Origin of the sequence: Bacteroides zoogleoformans (assembly GCF_002998435.1) — a bacterium.
GTDB classification, from domain to species: domain Bacteria; phylum Bacteroidota; class Bacteroidia; order Bacteroidales; family Bacteroidaceae; genus Bacteroides; species Bacteroides zoogleoformans.
Genome location: NZ_CP027231.1, coordinates 683,749 through 699,306, shown reverse-complemented (window position 1 = coordinate 699,306; position 15,558 = coordinate 683,749). Strand labels below are relative to the sequence as shown.

Annotated in this window: 12 protein-coding genes; 1 reads left to right on the top strand and 11 read right to left on the bottom strand. The window is 46.1% G+C overall.

Features of this window, described 5'->3' with window-relative positions; translation table 11 throughout:
- Positions 1-200: 200 nt before the first annotated feature.
- Complete coding sequence (locus C4H11_RS02970; RefSeq protein ID WP_234819860.1) at positions 201-1,271, top strand: glycosyltransferase family 2 protein; 1,071 nt, start codon at positions 201-203, stop codon at positions 1,269-1,271.
- Positions 1,272-1,338: 67 nt separating this feature from the next.
- Here the strand turns inward: C4H11_RS02970 and C4H11_RS02965 are convergent, their stop codons facing one another.
- The 11 genes from C4H11_RS02965 to C4H11_RS02915 all read right to left on the bottom strand — a co-directional run bounded on the left by C4H11_RS02965 (position 1,339) and on the right by C4H11_RS02915 (position 15,326).
- Positions 1,339-2,289 (bottom strand): phosphoribosyltransferase, encoded by a 951-nt coding sequence (locus tag C4H11_RS02965; RefSeq protein ID WP_106040430.1) that lies wholly within the window; start codon positions 2,287-2,289, stop codon positions 1,339-1,341.
- Positions 2,286-3,485: a glycosyltransferase gene (locus C4H11_RS02960; RefSeq protein ID WP_106040429.1), complete on the bottom strand. Its 1,200-nt coding sequence runs from the start codon at positions 3,483-3,485 to the stop codon at positions 2,286-2,288. The genes C4H11_RS02965 and C4H11_RS02960 overlap by 4 nt, the downstream gene beginning before the upstream one ends.
- Positions 3,486-3,537: 52 nt before the next feature.
- On the bottom strand, positions 3,538-4,665 hold the full coding sequence (locus C4H11_RS02955) for a glycosyltransferase family 4 protein (RefSeq protein WP_106040428.1): 1,128 nt from the start codon (positions 4,663-4,665) through the stop codon (positions 3,538-3,540).
- Positions 4,662-5,888 (bottom strand): glycosyltransferase family 2 protein, encoded by a 1,227-nt coding sequence (locus C4H11_RS02950; RefSeq protein ID WP_106040427.1) that lies wholly within the window; start codon positions 5,886-5,888, stop codon positions 4,662-4,664. Before C4H11_RS02950 ends, C4H11_RS02955 begins: the two co-directional genes overlap by 4 nt.
- Entirely contained in the window at positions 5,885-7,363 is a 1,479-nt protein-coding gene (locus tag C4H11_RS02945) for an O-antigen ligase family protein (RefSeq protein WP_106040426.1), read from the bottom strand. Before C4H11_RS02945 ends, C4H11_RS02950 begins: the two co-directional genes overlap by 4 nt.
- A 7-nt stretch (positions 7,364-7,370) precedes the next feature.
- The gene (locus tag C4H11_RS02940) at positions 7,371-9,530 is read right to left on the bottom strand and encodes a GumC family protein (RefSeq protein ID WP_106040425.1); all 2,160 of its coding nucleotides are present in this window, start codon (positions 9,528-9,530) and stop codon (positions 7,371-7,373) included.
- A gap of 13 nt (positions 9,531-9,543) precedes the next feature.
- Positions 9,544-10,380, bottom strand: coding sequence for a TolC family protein (locus C4H11_RS02935; protein WP_106040424.1), 837 nt, complete (start codon positions 10,378-10,380; stop codon positions 9,544-9,546).
- A complete protein-coding gene (locus tag C4H11_RS02930; protein ID WP_106040423.1) occupies positions 10,377-11,543 on the bottom strand; it encodes a sugar transferase in 1,167 nt (388 codons plus the stop codon). The genes C4H11_RS02935 and C4H11_RS02930 overlap by 4 nt, the downstream gene beginning before the upstream one ends.
- A gap of 22 nt (positions 11,544-11,565) precedes the next feature.
- Entirely contained in the window at positions 11,566-11,925 is a 360-nt protein-coding gene (locus C4H11_RS02925; RefSeq protein ID WP_106040422.1) for a response regulator, read from the bottom strand.
- 53 nt (positions 11,926-11,978) lie between these two features.
- Positions 11,979-14,324: an LruC domain-containing protein gene (locus C4H11_RS02920; protein WP_106040421.1), complete on the bottom strand. Its 2,346-nt coding sequence runs from the start codon at positions 14,322-14,324 to the stop codon at positions 11,979-11,981.
- Between the two features lie 381 nt (positions 14,325-14,705).
- The gene (locus tag C4H11_RS02915) at positions 14,706-15,326 is read right to left on the bottom strand and encodes an anthranilate synthase component II (protein ID WP_106040420.1); all 621 of its coding nucleotides are present in this window, start codon (positions 15,324-15,326) and stop codon (positions 14,706-14,708) included.
- Positions 15,327-15,558 lie beyond the last annotated feature (232 nt).

The window sequence follows — 15,558 nt, the reverse complement described above, 5'->3', positions numbered from 1 at the left end:
TAATAATTCTCCTCCTCACTCGTCAAGGGATGAAGAGATGAATTTGTGTTACAGCGGCATCAGTGTCTGAAAGTGGAGAACCAGCCTTGTCTTGCCTTGTCTTTATAGACCCCCACTCCTTTGTTTTTGTACTAAAGAATGCCGTTTTTCGCTCAAAAAACCTATCTTTGTGTTTTCAATATTGGAAGCGTAATTACCCTATGAAAATGGATCAGAACAACTATCCTTTGATATCTTTCGGAATACCTGTATACAATGCCGTAGACTTGATAGAACGCACCCTGCTGTCTGCCTTGAACCAAACCTATCCGAACATTGAATATCTTTTTGTAGATGACAAAGGAAACAGCATGGATATCGTGCGTCGTGTGGTGGCCGGGCATCCGCGCGGCAGAGCCGTACACATCATCGACCAGCAACGCAACCGGGGTATAGCCGTGGCCCGGAACACCATTTTGGACCATGCGCAGGGTGTGTATCTCTTCACGATGGATTGCGACGACGTGATTGTGCCTGAATGCATAGAAATTCTTTACAACCAAATGCAGAACCATCCGGTGGACTTCGTGGCCGCCTCGTTTGTGCGTGTGGACATGAACGGAAAGACCTACAAAGGTTGCCGCTATGAAGACACACTGGTAGAAGGTGGCACCTATCCTGTGGCGCGCTATCGTTACGGAGAGGGCAAAGAGCTGTTTGTGGCCTCGTGGAATAAACTCTATCGGCTTGACTTCCTGAAAAAACATAACATACGCTGCCAACCTGGACACTGCAATGAAGACCCATGGTTCACCTATCAAGTCATCCTGAATGCCCGTTCCTGCCACCTCATTCCCGATTCTACGCTGTACTACACTTACAATCCCGAATCCGTGTCCGGTCTCTCGGCCTCACGGGGATATACGGAGAAAATAGCGCGCCAATACGTTGAGATACAGCAGTTGAAGAGTAATTATATCAGTCCCCTCACTGCTGAGACATTCTATTGCAGTCTGTTGGTGGACATCATGGAGATGAGTCTCTACCATGCCTATCGCATCGCAGACTCGCATCTGCTATCTACTGCATTGAGGAAAGAGCTGATACGGCAGATTTTGTCGGCACATTTTGCCTCTCCCACTCGCCTGCACGGAGGAAAACGGACAGCCAAATACCTTTTTCTTCGCACCTTTTTTTCCCTGCCCATGACACTGAAATACGGTGTAGTGACTTTAGGAAAGGCCTTGCAAGTGAAAAAGAGGATCAGGAGGTGGGTGCATTTTAAACATTAAGAGATTGTTTTGATCTTCTTTTTAAAGTTTTATTGGCACCTGCCGAGCTTATTTTCGATCTGTTATCCTATTCCTTTCTCATCGTTCGCCGGATGTAATTGCGGATATCTAAAAGAAAGTTGCGCAGCCGGGGTAGGCTTTGTCCCGACTTTAGGTTGTATATCAATGACTTGGAATTGTAAATCATTTGGAAATTCTCAGTGCAGAGCACCGGTTTCTTGGTGATACGGTTTATTTCAATAGCTTGTCGGAGGTTGCTTTCTACAAACAGCATATAGTCTATAGACGAAGCAAACTCTTCAGCTTTGAATGCGGCGTGGCAATTGGTGCGTTGGCGAGTGGCCATGTCGGGTAAGTCGAGCATCAGAAGTTTGTTGTATTTCACATGGTGCTTGGACAGCCATGTTTCCGTTTCGGGGCGATATTTCTCTAACCGTGAAGTTACCAATGTGCCGATGGGAGCGCCGGGAATGAATAGGGGCTTGGCATGGAGCAGGAAATGACGGTAGCGCTCGCCGTCATCGTTTTCTTCTGGAGTGGGGTTTACGCACAACACACCGTCAATATCGAAACAAGCTTTCCTGATGCCGGTATGATTCATGATGTTCCACTGAAAATAGCGCGGAAGAGGAACTGCCTCGAAATAGTAATCCACCATATTTGTCTTCTCCGGAGCAGCATATACCACACAGTAGCTGATATCAAAGTCTCCTTGCAGCTCTTTCAGCAACTCCTTGCATTTATTCAGGGCCGATCCGGTTGCCAGACTGTCGTCTACTATTAAAATTTTTTTGAATTGATGCATGTCGAAAAAACGGCCACGTTCTCCCGACTTATAAATATGGCCGTTCCGGAAAGAATCTAAATCTGTTACTGGACGGTTCAGGTAAAGTGCCAGCAGATTGGCTGGAAACATGCCGCTGCGCGGAATGCCCACAATGAGGTCGAAATCGCGCGGCAGGATGTAGAGCCGCTTCAGAATGATTTCGTTCAGGTCGTTTATGTTGCGATAGTTCATTTTTTCTCCTCCTGATAGTCTTTGATGATTCCATAAATTTTCTGTACGCTGTGCCCCCAGCTATGCGTCTCGGCAAAGGCCACGCGTTTCTGTTCCAGCTGTTTGTTGCCGATTTCTTTCACGGCGGTATCGATGGCAGCCTGCCACTCCTCTTGATTACCGGCAAGATGCGTGTGGGTTGCGAAGACATCGCGCATGGTATGGGTGGCGGTAGCTACTGTGGGTTTGCCCATAGCCAGATACTCGTCAATCTTCAAAGGGTAATTACCATCAGTTATCGGGTTGACCATTTGCGGATTGATGCACACATCGTAGGCACGTAAATAGGCCGGCAGTTCGTCCACCGTTTTCTTCCCGAGAAAATACACGTTAGGCACATGGTGGATGGGGTGCGCTTGAAAACCTGCATCTTCGGGGCCGGTGAACACAAAACTGTATTGAGGGCGTTGCTTGGCCAAAGTCAGGAGTAAGTCTCCGTCCAGGCGTGTACTGTTCACGGTACCCAAGTATCCGATGATGGGATGGGGGATGTTTTTTATGTCTTCCGGCGTTTCATATCTTTTAGAGGCATCGTAGAGAGACAGGTTTACACCGGTTTCAATCGGGTAGGTTTTGGGGTTATAGGCTTGCAGCTCGGTTGCAAAATTGGTGGAATTGGCCAATACAATGTCGGCGGATGCCGCCAATGCGTATTCCGACCGTGCACCATGTTTGTGCCAATAGCTTTCGCCGATGACATAGTCGCGCCGGTAATAGATACTGATGGTGGGGTGGATGTACTCTTTCAGATAGCGGCTGCGGAAAATATCGGTGTCAATCAGGTGGATATAGTCTTTAAATCCCAATTCGTCGGCCATCTTCACTATCCAGTGTCCCAGCTTTCTGTTGTTCATCCGGTTGAAGAGATTGAACAACGGAGTAGGGAGCTGTCCCACGGGAAGTAGCGTAAAGGGACAATCCAATATCCACATGTTTTCATTGATTCTCCGCAAGACGGATGTTTCTCCTTTAAGCACCTTCATCCGGTGACGATAAGCGGCTGATTGCTTGTCGCCTTTCAAGCGAGAGGTAATGTCAAGCGGTGTGCTGACGTAGATCACTCGATTCTGCTTTGAAATCTCCAAAGCGGTGTTTTTAATGGTGCTTCCTATCTCAATGTCCCACGATTGCAGGCTGGTAATGATGAAGTCTTTCATAGCCTTTTGAAGTTAAAGTATGCACACATGATTATCTCATACAAGTTTGTTGCTATTTTACTAATATATCATTATAAATTTTTACATACTCTTCAGCTGTGTTTTTCCAAGAAAATTGCTCCACGCGTTTCAAACCGTAATGTACTTGTTGCTTGTAGAAGAGGTTATCGGTTTCCAAGCGCAGCAATGCGTCTGTTATCTCTTGCGGTTTCTGCGGATTGACGAGAATGGCACCCGGCCCTGCCACTTCGGGCATGGCAGAGGCGTTTCCTGTGATAACCGGCGTGCCGCATGCCATAGCTTCGAGTATGGGAATGCCGAATCCTTCCTTGATTGAAGGAAAAAGAAAGGTGAAGGCACCGTTATATAGGGCCGGTAAATCTTCACCGGGCACATAACCCGTATAAATGATATTGGGCGCACAACTGTCAATGCCCATATCGATTAACATGCTTTCTACGTAAGCCTGTTCCGTTCCGGTTACAATAAGTTTCATTTTTCTTTGCGACCGATTCAGATATTCATGGTAGGAGCGTAATACGCCCCTTGTGTTCTTGCGCGGATCGGTGTTTCCCAGAAACAGAAGGTATTCGTCTTCCGCTATGTATTTGCGGGTGACGGAAACCGTCTCGTCTTTCGACAATGTGCGGTACTGATTGCTGTATCCGTTATATGCCACACTGAGACGGTTTTCCAACATGGGGAATTCTTTTAAAATATTGCTACACTCCGTTTCAGACACTGTAATGACGTGACGGCAACGCCCTACAATTTTCGGAACATTCCAACGACGGTAGTACCGACCTAATTGTTGATAACGTGACATCCCTCCAGGCTTCTCTTTATCCAAAAAAATGATGTCATGAAGTGTCAGTACAATGGGTACGTCCGAATACAATGGTGCTGTGTTGGAGGTGCAATGTAGCATGTCGACCTTTAAACGTCTGACGGCTAAGGGCAAAGCTATCTGTTCCCATAGTGGATAGATGGGACATTTCAATTCGATGATATGAAGATTGGCCGATTCGTGCAGGCAACGGTCTTCGCCAGGTGCAACAAACACAAAATATTCATTGTCACCTTTTCGGCTTTGAAGCTCCTTCAGAACCTCTAAAATAACAAAGTCCATCCCATGCTTGTCGCATCGGAAGATGCGCTGTGCTTCAATGGCTATTCTCATTTTTTTTCAGTTTTTGTATCTGCTGAAACGTTATTATTATTTTTTTTCTTCTTAAACTGTTTAATGTGACTGAATAGAGAGGCAAAAATAAGGACAGGTAATGCCCAGAAAGCATTTTTGAAGCGCCGGGCTATTTCACCTTCTGGCAAGGCCATGATAAATGTCAATGTGATGCAAGCTAACAGCATATACCATTTTAGGCTTATAGTCCAATCGAGTATGGTCACGATGAAGGTACAGAAAGTAATAAGGGCAATGAGCAGGAAGCGCGAAGGAAGCAACCATTGGAACAGCTTGTTTACATAATCCCACTCTCCTTTCAGCATGGCCAAAGGAAGCTTCTTTATGGCATGGAAAGTAGTGCTGTATTGAGTCTCGATCCATTCCTGCCTGCGTGCCTCATAACTATCGGCATTATCTTCTTTCTTGCTGTAACACACTACTTCTTCCATGTATTCGGTATAGATGTTTTGCTTTAGCAGGGCCGTTTCCATGGATTTTGTCAAGTCCGAACCGGATAGGGTGGGCGCAATTCCATGAAACATCTGGAATTCGAATGCCATGGCCGAACCGATCAGTGCGGAAGAGAATCCCATGCGGGTATGTGCCTTACGGAAAAGGTTGTTATTGATTTCCTCACTGGCGGCATTGAGAATAGCAATGCTGGTGGTGAGGTTCTCCGTCATGCGATGCGCTTGAATGGCATCACAACCTGAATAAAATGCGTTGTTGAACAGATTGAGCGCATTGGGCACAATGCGGTTATCTGAATTGAAGATGACTACCATGTCGTATTCATTCGGAGAATAACGTTCCATGGCCTGCTGGATGGCATAGACCTTAGTACATTGCTCGCGATCGGGCACAACGATGTTGACCGGCATTTGCAGTAAGGTAATCAAATCCTCTTCGGACAATTGTGTTGCAGCCACGGCTATGTCGTATTTCTCGCGCGGATAATTTTGCGTATCCAAAAAATAGTTGATGGACTCAATCACTTCTTTGCCATTGCGTAATACACTGAACAATACCAGAAAGCGATGTTCTATTGCAGCTTTGGGATAGGGGTTCTTATACTTGCCCAAGGAAAAAAGAGAACATATAAACAAATAAATTACCGGAATAGATAAAAATAGAAACAGCACAGCGTCGGCAATTTGCAGTGCATTGTTGTTCTCGTCCATCCACCAGTCGGGATTGAATATGGAAAAAATGTCCATCATACGGATATTGTTTTTAGGGTTTTAACTGATTGTTTTTTTTGCCTGCTTTCTGAAAAATCGCGGTCTATGTAGGAGCCGTTAAGTATGCAGGCCATGAAAGTGAACAAAAGGAACTGCGTGTTGGGCTGTCCGAAGAACTGGTTGCCGTAGGCGCTCAGCATCAATCCGAACAGAGAGCAAATCATTCCCGAAAGAATGTATCGTATCTTTTTGTCTTTCACTTTGAACATGATGACATAGCAGCCCCATAGGATGAGTAGCACGAATATGCCCACGTGTAACAGTATACCCACGATGCCGGTCTGCACCCATATCTTCACGTAGTAAGAGTCCACAGGGATTTCGGTGATGTAGCGTTCGCCGTATTTCCGCGACTCCACACCGGCCAGTCCCATGCCCTCGCCGAAAGGTTTGTCCTTAAGGTATTCAGCTATGAGCTTCTGGTTTTCGAGTCGCACGTTGAGCGAAGCGTCTTCCGAAGGCTTGAAAGCCGTGCGCATGCGGCGCACATACTGGTTGCCCTCGCCTATGTAGGTGTGGGCGAAAAAGAGGTAGATGACGATGGCGCATACACCGACAATGGCTGTCATCTTTATGTTTTTGGCAATGATGGTGAAGAGTATCATCCCTCCCAACGGTACAATCATGGCTCCACGGGTGCCCGACATGAACATGCCTACAATGGCAAGAGCGGACACTAACAAATAGAATAGTTTGAATCGCCTGCTACCGGTATAGATCGCCAGAATGGCATACATCAATGCGAAGCCCCCCATGTTTGACCCAAAGTTGCCCGCATCGGAAAAAGTGGAGAAATAGCGCGTACCCGACGAGAGCAGGTGGGTGCGGTAGCTGCCGGCCATCAGCCACCTGATTTCGTATTCGTCAAAACCAAGTTCTTTCTGTATCATCATCTTGATGAAAGTGATTATCACGAATATGGCCAGTCCATTTACTAAATACTTCAGGTGATTGTATTTGGTGAACAATACGGAGCAGAATATGGCCAAAAGCACCATATTAGGATAGAAACTGCGCGAGTTTATCCAAGCTTCGGTTAGTGCGCTGGGGTTGATGAGTTCGACGAAACAGTATACGAACCATGCAAAAAAGCCAACCGTGAGTGGATTGAACGCCCGTTTCCACTGAAAATCGCGTGTGGTGAGGGCATGAAACAACATGCAGGCGAAGAAGTAGATCAATGTCACCTCAAGCAGTGCGCTGATGTTGGTGAAGCGTTCTAACCTACGGGCTATGGCTCCCCAAAAACATGCTGTGGCTCCATAGGTGAAAAGGCTGATGATGGGGTAGCGGACCGATACGCTGAACCATAATGCGGCAAGCGGAATGCCTGCCACGGCAAGGGCACCGATAGTCTGACCACGCATGCAATGGTAGGCTATGGTAAACAACCCGACCGCTACGATGGCGGAACTGATTGTCCCTATGGGTATGTCTCGGTTTGAAGTCAACATGCTTTATTTATTTTACAGCCGCACGTTTTGAGGTCAGACCCAATTGAGCCAGACGAGTGAAGAAACTGTGAAGCGGAGTTCTCGGTGGAAGTTCACCAGTGAAACTCTCAACCACATCACGGTCGGCGTTGTTCAGGTACAATGCCATGCGGGTTTCATCCAAAGCCTCTCGTATGGACTTTAGGCGAACGTTGTCGTCCTTGCCCCATAACCGGGCGGCATTGGCTATCAGTAGATTAAAGTCAGCCTGCTTTATCACTGCCAACGGAAGGGTGGCGACAGAGGCCGCAGGATATTCTACAAGGATAATATCGGGTGCTTGTTCCGCACCATTGAGCTGCCAGAAGTCGGACAAACGGCGCGCCTGTATGTAGGTCTGCGTGTTGGTCTCGAAGTCCACCCCGGCTTTCACCAACCGCACGTTGAGGTTTTCTGTTCTCCAATAGTCAATGAAATATTTGGCGAGGAAAGATTTCCCTTCTCGCTCTTCCATGCTGAGCAGGTTGATGACCGTGGGACGACCCACTGCCAGATAATTATTGAGCTGACGACACGAATAGGCTGCCGCACGCCGGTTGCAAGCCTTCAGGAAGCCACGGAACTTGAGATTGCTGATGCCGTTGAAAGCTGCGATGACCGGAAGTCTTGTGAGCCGGTGACTGCGTTCGGCGTCGCGCAACGTGCGATCCAGCAACTCTATAATAAGAAAATAGGCACTGATGAACACAAGGCTGCTCACAAAGGCCACGATGATGTAGAACATGCGTTTGCGCCCATTGTCCTCAAGTGGAAAATCGGGTGGGGCGATGATCTGAAGGTTGGCGGTGGTCATTTTGATATTCTGCAGGCGAAGGTGAGCCTCTGACAGACCGTGAAGTTGCTGGCGGTAGGTATCCTCGGCTATGCCCACGGCGCGCTCCTTGCGCTTCACTTGGGTGCCTACGGGAGAAAATGTTTGAAATTGGTCAGTTATATCATTTTTACGTTCTTGAAGAACTTTCAACTCTGCCTTTGCCTTTGCCTCATTGACGCATGCTAAAAGCCATTCTATTACCATATTTTCAATACCGACTCCCTCTTTTGTGAAATTATATTCGTTAAGATTGTCAGATAAATGACTAATAGCTTGTTCCGTTTTCTTAAGTTCGGCTTTATTTTGGATTAAGTTTTTATTGTTATTGTAATTTTTGTCGGATGTAAATATTTCTTCTTCCAAGATCTTTTGATTCAAGTTGGTAACCTTTTCTAACTGCTGTAGCAAGTTTGTGTTGTCACGGATTATTTTGGCCCGTATATCCATTTTATCCTCCAACATTTGGCGAAGTGCCACAGCGCTCTCATAAGTACGTGTGGTTAATTCTTCACGGTCGTCTACTTGATATTTTGTTATGGCAAGTGCTTTAGTTTGTTCATTATAATTGATGACTTGTTTTGCTACATTATAGTTCATCAAATCATCTTCTTCTCTGGTGAGTAACTCTTTGGCAAGCCTAACCTGTTCCTCAAAATAGGCTATCACGTTGTTGGTGGCACTGAAGCGGAGAATTTCATATGCTTTCAGCAACTCGTCTTCCACAAGTTTTACCGTATGCTGGGCAATTCCCGGGTCTTCGCAAGTATAAGATATGTTTAGCAGGTCGCTGTTATCCAATCGTTTTATGTCAATAGATTTAAGCGCATTTTGCCCATAGAAAGGTACGGGGCGGCTGAACATGCCATAGACAAAATTCCTACCGTTTTCCTTTCGGTATTTTTGCAGATTTTCCGTGGTTTTTTCTACGGAATTGCGGTCTACCAGAGACAATACTTCTTTCGGGGCTGATCGCAGCAACTGACGATAGTGTTTGGCCTTGATATATTGGTTGTCATTCCACTCCTCGCCGTGCACCAAGTTGGTGGCAAGCAGTCGCAACGATACTTTCTCCAAGGTACTTTTAGACTTGGCTATGTTTATGAGGTTGTCAAAGGTGCTGCCCACGTTCACCACTCTGCTACCGTCAAGATTGGTTTCGTTGGTTACGCCTGCATAGATCTGGCTGTTCACTGTATAGGTGAAAGGCAGAAACTGTGTGAAGTAAATCACAGCTCCGGTTACAAGAAGACTGCCCCATACCAACCAATAGCGTATGCGGTAGAAGAACTGTGAAATGAACTGTACGATATCCATAATTGTTTGAACCTTATTTTTCTTTTACTATTTTTACGTTGGTAAGCATCTCAAGCAAAGTGATGGCATTGTGCAAAGATACGCGTGCCTCGGCATAGGTTGTTACGGCTCCCGAACGGCGGGCACGTTCCAATGACAGTGCAATGATGTCTATCTTTCCCTGAATGAAGTTGTTCTCCGATATCTTCATCTGCGCATTGTATAGAGCGGCGTTTTCGGCTTTGGCCTTGATGGTGGCCAGCTGTGCGGTGACATTATTGTAGGCATCCATCACTTTCAGTCTTCGTTCTTCCATCACTTGTTCTTGTGTATATTTCAATTGCTCGATGTTGTATCGATAATTTTTCAGTTTAAGGGGGCGGTTGATGAGATCGCCCAAACCTACACTGAGGCTGGCTCCCACATTAAAAGTGCTACGCGTTCCTGTGGAAGTGACTTGATACCAGTCTATATACGTGTCGCTGTTTTGGTTCAGGGTGTTGAATCGCCCATACGAATAGTTGCTGTTCAAGCGGATGTAGTTCCACCAATTTCTTTTTTCCATCCGAAGTGCATTTTCTTGTTGTGCCACTTGTGACTGCGCACTTTTCACCATTGCATTTTCCAATACCGCATCCAGAAAAATGGAAAGTGGAGGAAGTGTCATTGAGGTGATTTCTTCCGGTATGTCTTGGTCAATCCGTCCGAGGGTGTTTGCTTCCAAGGCGGCGTCGCCTTCTTTCAATGCCTGCAAAATTTTAAGGCGGTCTTCGCGTGACATTTCTTGTGCGGCAGTTTTAAAAGGCAGTAAAAACAGTGCCAGAAGAGTTATGCTGCAAAGGATAAATGGAATATGTCTGTTTTGTTTCATACGTTTTCTTTTTGGATGAATGCCGTAAAGGTCTTTAAAAGTATTTTCATGTCTAATGCGAAAGAAAATTCTTTGGCATATTTGATGTCCAGTTGCTTGCGCTCGTCGGCGGACATACGACCGGAATCACCGCGCTTTTCTACCTGCCAAAGCCCGGTCAGTCCCGCAGGACCCATGAAGCGGTCGATGGCGTCGTCGCTGGTCAACAGTTCAGCTTCGTAGAGAGGGAGAGGACGGTTGCCGATGATGCTCATATCGCCTTTTAGCACATTGATGAGCTGAGGCAGTTCGTCAATGCTGTATTTGCGGATGATGCGGCCAACACGTGTGACACGCGGGTCGTTCTCTATCTTGACAAAGGCGTTCTTTTTTTTCTTTTCTTTCTGTTTGCGGAAATCTTGTTCCGCCAATATGAAGTCATCGGAGATGACTAAATCATTGGAAATGGGAATGTCGGCCTTATCGCCGATAATGTCTTTGGTCTCTTCTGTTGGCGCTTGTTCCGGCTCTTCTGATTGGTATTGATTGAGATTACTCAACTCTCTCAAGCGCTTGTCGGCATCAGTGTACATGGAACGAAATTTAAGAAAATCAAAGATATTATAGTTGGTGCCTACACGTTTTGACTTGTAGATGATGCTGCCTTTGCTTTCCAAACGGATGGCAATGGCTGTGATAATCAGCAGGGGCAAGAGTGCCATGAGTGCAAAGCCGGCAAAAAACAGGTCGAAAAGACGTTTCCACAATGGTAGGTGAAAGATTTCGTCCCGGCTCCGTTGCTTTTGGAATTCCTGTAGTTTGGCGGCTTCACGTATCTTGAGATAGTCGCACATCTGTTGGATGCTTTCTTCGGATGTTTCCGGCGGGAGGGTGTTTTGTACTCCGGCTTTGACGTAGAGCATACGTTCTTCGGGAGCTATATTGTCCGTGACCAATGTGATGTATACCCTTGGAAAGTGTTCGTGAAGGCGGGTGATGGCAGGAACATCGGTTTCTGCAGAGATTTTTTCATAAAGGATGGTCGTGCTGTAACGCTCGCGGATGCCGTCGAGTATTTTGGGAGCTTTGGTAGCTTCGGATACAACCATGAACATTCCTTTGATCATTTGTTGTAAATGAGCGATGGCTGTACGATTCTGACCTATATAGATGTAGTAGAACATTCCTTTATGCAGTATGAGTGTTTCAAATAAATTTTTTGATTCTTACTTTCAGCTCCATCGGGTTGAAAGGTTTCAGGATATAATCTGCCGCTCCGTCTTCGAGCAGTTTGATGCGGTTGCTGCTACTGTCTTCGCTGGAGAGCATGATGACGGGAATCTGTTTGAACAGCTCGTTGCTTTTAAGGTAATGGAGAAATTCTTCTCCGCTCATGTTGGGCATACGGATGTCTGAAATGATCAGAGCCGGCTCATTGCCTTCGTGCAGCCACTCGATTGCTTTCAAAGGGTCTTCAACATAAGTGAAGTCGTACTCTTTCTCTAAATATAGCGAAAGTATTTTTCCGATGGTTGCTTTATCATCTACTAACAATATCTTTTTCATTTTCTTCTTATCTCGTCTATAAGTTAAACCATTAAATGCTTTTTCTTTTTTGTTTATCTGTATACTTTATTTTCGTTGGGAGACAGATACCAGTCTGTATTGGCGTTGCGGTTTTTTGCCCAATTAAGGAACAAGGGGTAAGCTCCGGCCGAGGGATTGGAAGAGATGGAGATATTGACCAATTCCTTTGGATAACGGAAATTGGGCACGCAGATGGCCCACGTGTTGTTTCCTGCCAAATCAAGATTGGTGTCCATGGCCATGCCGCCGGCAGTGGTTTTGTTTTTCCAAAACTCATAAAGGTGCACTTCCACGCGCTTCGGCATCTGCTGATATTGATAGCAGATGAAGAAGTCGAGGTTGTCTTTGGAGAAGAGCGGAGACTGTTTGGTTTGGTCAGCCAATTCGATGATGATTTCGTAAGTGTAGGCTTTCTTTCCATCGGCATGCAGACCGGCTGTACTGGCTGTGTTGACGTGGGTACCTTGCTCTACGCCGAATACTTGATGTTCGTCGTTGAACAAGGGGATGACGATGTCATTGTCACCGTTTTCCATGTGGGTGGAAGGGTTATAGGCGAAAAAAAGTTTGCCCGTGCGTGGCGAGGTCAGTGTTTCTTGGAAACGGCGGTCGTCTCCACCGGTACGGATGCTTCGGATAGCGGATTTGGGAATGTTGACAATACGCAATCCTGCGCCTAAGGTGTGACCGGCACCTGCGGCTACCAGCGTGACGTCGAGTTGTATGTATTTTATGGCATTGCTTTGCTTCTCTCGCTTATAAGAGGTTTTTACGTCAAGCACAATGTCGTTGAAGTCATAGTCGCCCACCATGGGGAAATTGTCTTCGAAAGCATAGGTGTAGGTGATGGCTTCGTCTGTTGTGGAAGTTCCGGTGCCCGAAGCCGGTATGTTTCCTTTGCCGGTACAGTCGCCGGCGGGAATATGGATGGGGGCTTCTCCCCATTTGGAGAGCGTACCGTTTGTGTTGAGAAGGTAGTGTAGAAAAGTTTTGCGCATCCATACATCGGTTATTTGGTCTGTTTGCACTTCGTAATAGATATGCCCGTTCTCGTGTTTGAATCCATTTAAATCGGTCAGTGTACCTATCTTTATCAAGGCGTTGCCGTTCTGCGGACCGGTGACTTTTATACCGGCCAGTTTGGCCGTTCCGTTGATGGTGAGCATGGAGTTACTGCCCATAGTGATATATTTACCACCCCAGTTTCCGTTTGGAGCGTAATTGCCTATGGTGGCCGAGCAGTTGTCGCCCAGCACCAAACTTCCGTAAAAATCTTGGGAGACGGTGAGACGGCAACCGTTCTCAATGAGACAATTGGAGTGAGGAACTGTCACTAAATTTGCTTCCCCTTGATTTATGAGCTTGCTGCCGTTGTTATTGATTATCAATTCATTTGCGTCTATTTTCCCGCTATTATAGAACGTCCCGTTGGCCACACTCATTTCGAGTGTGTGGACTTGGATGGTGCCTGCATTATAATTGAAACGGCCGCCCGAAGCATTGGATAGGTAGATGCAGCCTGTTCCGGTCGTTTCTCCAACGATTGAACCTCCCTGAAAAACAATGAATCGGCTGCTACCGACAAGATATAATGCTTTTTCGTTGTTTCTGTTTCCATCTTTTGGAAGAATAATCTTGCCGTCACCGGCCACTATCAAGTCTATACCGGTATTTATTTTGGACATATTGCCTTTAGGTTCCCAAGTGCCTTCTACTATTATAGTGGCTGTACCATTGTTGATTCCGTGATTCGTTATCTTTCCTTGATAGGTAGTGCCTTTGGAAATCTTATACACATCACCCTTTTTGATGACAACTTTCTCGTTTAGTTCTTTGGCCGTTGCGGCAAGCACTTTGATTTCGGCTTCCGTGCGGTCGGGGGTATAAATGGTGATACCGTTATTGCCGGCTCGGGTTGCGGCACGGGTCGATGGTGACAGGCCGAACAATGTCTGTAGGTTTCCGTCCTCGATGGAGCATAATTTTACGACACTGCGGTTGGAGGCGTCGGTCAGGCAGACATAAACATCTGTCACATCGATGGGGCAGTCCATGGTCGAAAGAAAAGCCATCTTATTGTTTGCTGTTCCTTCAGAGAGCAGATGGGCGGCAGAGTTCTCAGTCAATGGGTTATCGTCATAAATACGGATGGAGTAATCTGTATCGGCATCCAGATTGACTGCCACATCTACCTGGACGGCACGTGTCGTTTTCCAGTCCATTTCGGGGTCGATGTCCTTTACCGGAAATCTGTCTTGATAAGTAGCCTTTACTTTTTCCGGATTGAAGACGTCCTCTTTGCATCCTTGAAAAAGCAATCCTACCGTGATGAATAAGATTAAAAGCGGAGGATATGTGTATTTGTTTTTCTTTCCCATGCTTGCAGTATTGTTTCTTATTATGAACAAATATACATTAATAAAGTTAATGTTCTCATCAATAGGTCGCAAAAGCTTAATTATTATCCTTTTTTAACCGTTTTGTTTGGATGAATAAATCAAGTTTTTTTGTCGGGATGGGCAATTATACCCGATTCCTCTCATCTCCCTTCTTGCTTATAAAGTTGTTTATTTTAATCTGTAATCTTTCTTGCCTCAGGAGCTATTTTACTCTTAGTCGGCACAAAGATAGAATAAAATATTCAATTAGTAGTTGTATATTTTGATTTTTTATCTTGTTCCTATGAAATAATCTGTCTGAACACCCTCTTTGAAGTTTTACATTCTCGTTTGCTGATTTGTTTCCTACGAAGTGCGGGTTTATACCTTTTTCAGCCAGTTATCCATGATTTTTTTGCCATCGGGTGTCAGCACGGACTCTGGGTGGAACTGGATGCCACGGACGTCATATTTCCGGTGCTTCAACGCCATGATTTGCCCTTCGGGACTGATGGCAGTGACGGCCAGTTCTTGGGGAAAATCTTCGGTGTGAACCACCCAAGAATGGTAGCGCCCCACAAAGATGGTGGAGGGCAGGCCGTTAAAGAGATAATCGGGAGCCGGCAATGAACGGTGAGTGATGAACGATGAGTTTTCTTCGGGAGCATCTTCTCCTCTGACCGCTATTTCGGTCTGCACACCGTGAAAGACGTTGCTCAGATTGATGAGCTTTGCTCCGAACGCTTCCCCGATGGCTTGTTCTCCCAAGCAGACGCCGAGTATCGGTTTTTGTCCGGCGTATGTGCGGATGACGTCGGGCAGCAATCCGGCTTCGCGGGGAAGGCCGGGCCCGGGCGAGAGTATGATTTTGTCATACGGCTGTAATTCTTCGAGGCGGAATCGGTCGTTGCGCAGCACGTATGTTTCTGTGCCGAGTTCTTTCACCAGATGTGCCAGATTGTAGGTGAAAGAGTCATAATTGTCTATGATTACTATTTTCATTGAATATAAATCCCTTCTTGGCGGTGAAACGGAAAAAAGCCCCGTCGCTTGGTGCGGCAAGGCTCTTCGATTTTTGTAGGGACAAATATAATCACTTTGTGTTTACTTCCCAAATATCCCCTACTTTTTCCTCAAAACATGTTTTTTCCTGATTCGTTGTTTTATGAAGGGGGAGAGGGAGAAACGGAGATATTTTTTACGTTTTTTATTCAGAATTATTGGGATAAAATGT

What these genes read in the sequence shown, in the direction of transcription:
- C4H11_RS02970 (WP_234819860.1), top strand. Translation starts at nt 201, where the DNA reads ATGAAAATGGATCAGAACAACTATCCTTTGATATCTTTCGGAATACCT.
- C4H11_RS02965 (WP_106040430.1), bottom strand. Translation starts at nt 2,289, where the DNA reads ATGAACTATCGCAACATAAACGACCTGAACGAAATCATTCTGAAGCGG.
- C4H11_RS02960 (WP_106040429.1), bottom strand. Translation starts at nt 3,485, where the DNA reads ATGAAAGACTTCATCATTACCAGCCTGCAATCGTGGGACATTGAGATA.
- C4H11_RS02955 (WP_106040428.1), bottom strand. Translation starts at nt 4,665, where the DNA reads ATGAGAATAGCCATTGAAGCACAGCGCATCTTCCGATGCGACAAGCAT.
- C4H11_RS02950 (WP_106040427.1), bottom strand. Translation starts at nt 5,888, where the DNA reads ATGATGGACATTTTTTCCATATTCAATCCCGACTGGTGGATGGACGAG.
- C4H11_RS02945 (WP_106040426.1), bottom strand. Translation starts at nt 7,363, where the DNA reads ATGTTGACTTCAAACCGAGACATACCCATAGGGACAATCAGTTCCGCC.
- C4H11_RS02940 (WP_106040425.1), bottom strand. Translation starts at nt 9,530, where the DNA reads ATGGATATCGTACAGTTCATTTCACAGTTCTTCTACCGCATACGCTAT.
- C4H11_RS02935 (WP_106040424.1), bottom strand. Translation starts at nt 10,380, where the DNA reads ATGAAACAAAACAGACATATTCCATTTATCCTTTGCAGCATAACTCTT.
- C4H11_RS02930 (WP_106040423.1), bottom strand. Translation starts at nt 11,543, where the DNA reads ATGTTCTACTACATCTATATAGGTCAGAATCGTACAGCCATCGCTCAT.
- C4H11_RS02925 (WP_106040422.1), bottom strand. Translation starts at nt 11,925, where the DNA reads ATGAAAAAGATATTGTTAGTAGATGATAAAGCAACCATCGGAAAAATA.
- C4H11_RS02920 (WP_106040421.1), bottom strand. Translation starts at nt 14,324, where the DNA reads ATGGGAAAGAAAAACAAATACACATATCCTCCGCTTTTAATCTTATTC.
- C4H11_RS02915 (WP_106040420.1), bottom strand. Translation starts at nt 15,326, where the DNA reads ATGAAAATAGTAATCATAGACAATTATGACTCTTTCACCTACAATCTG.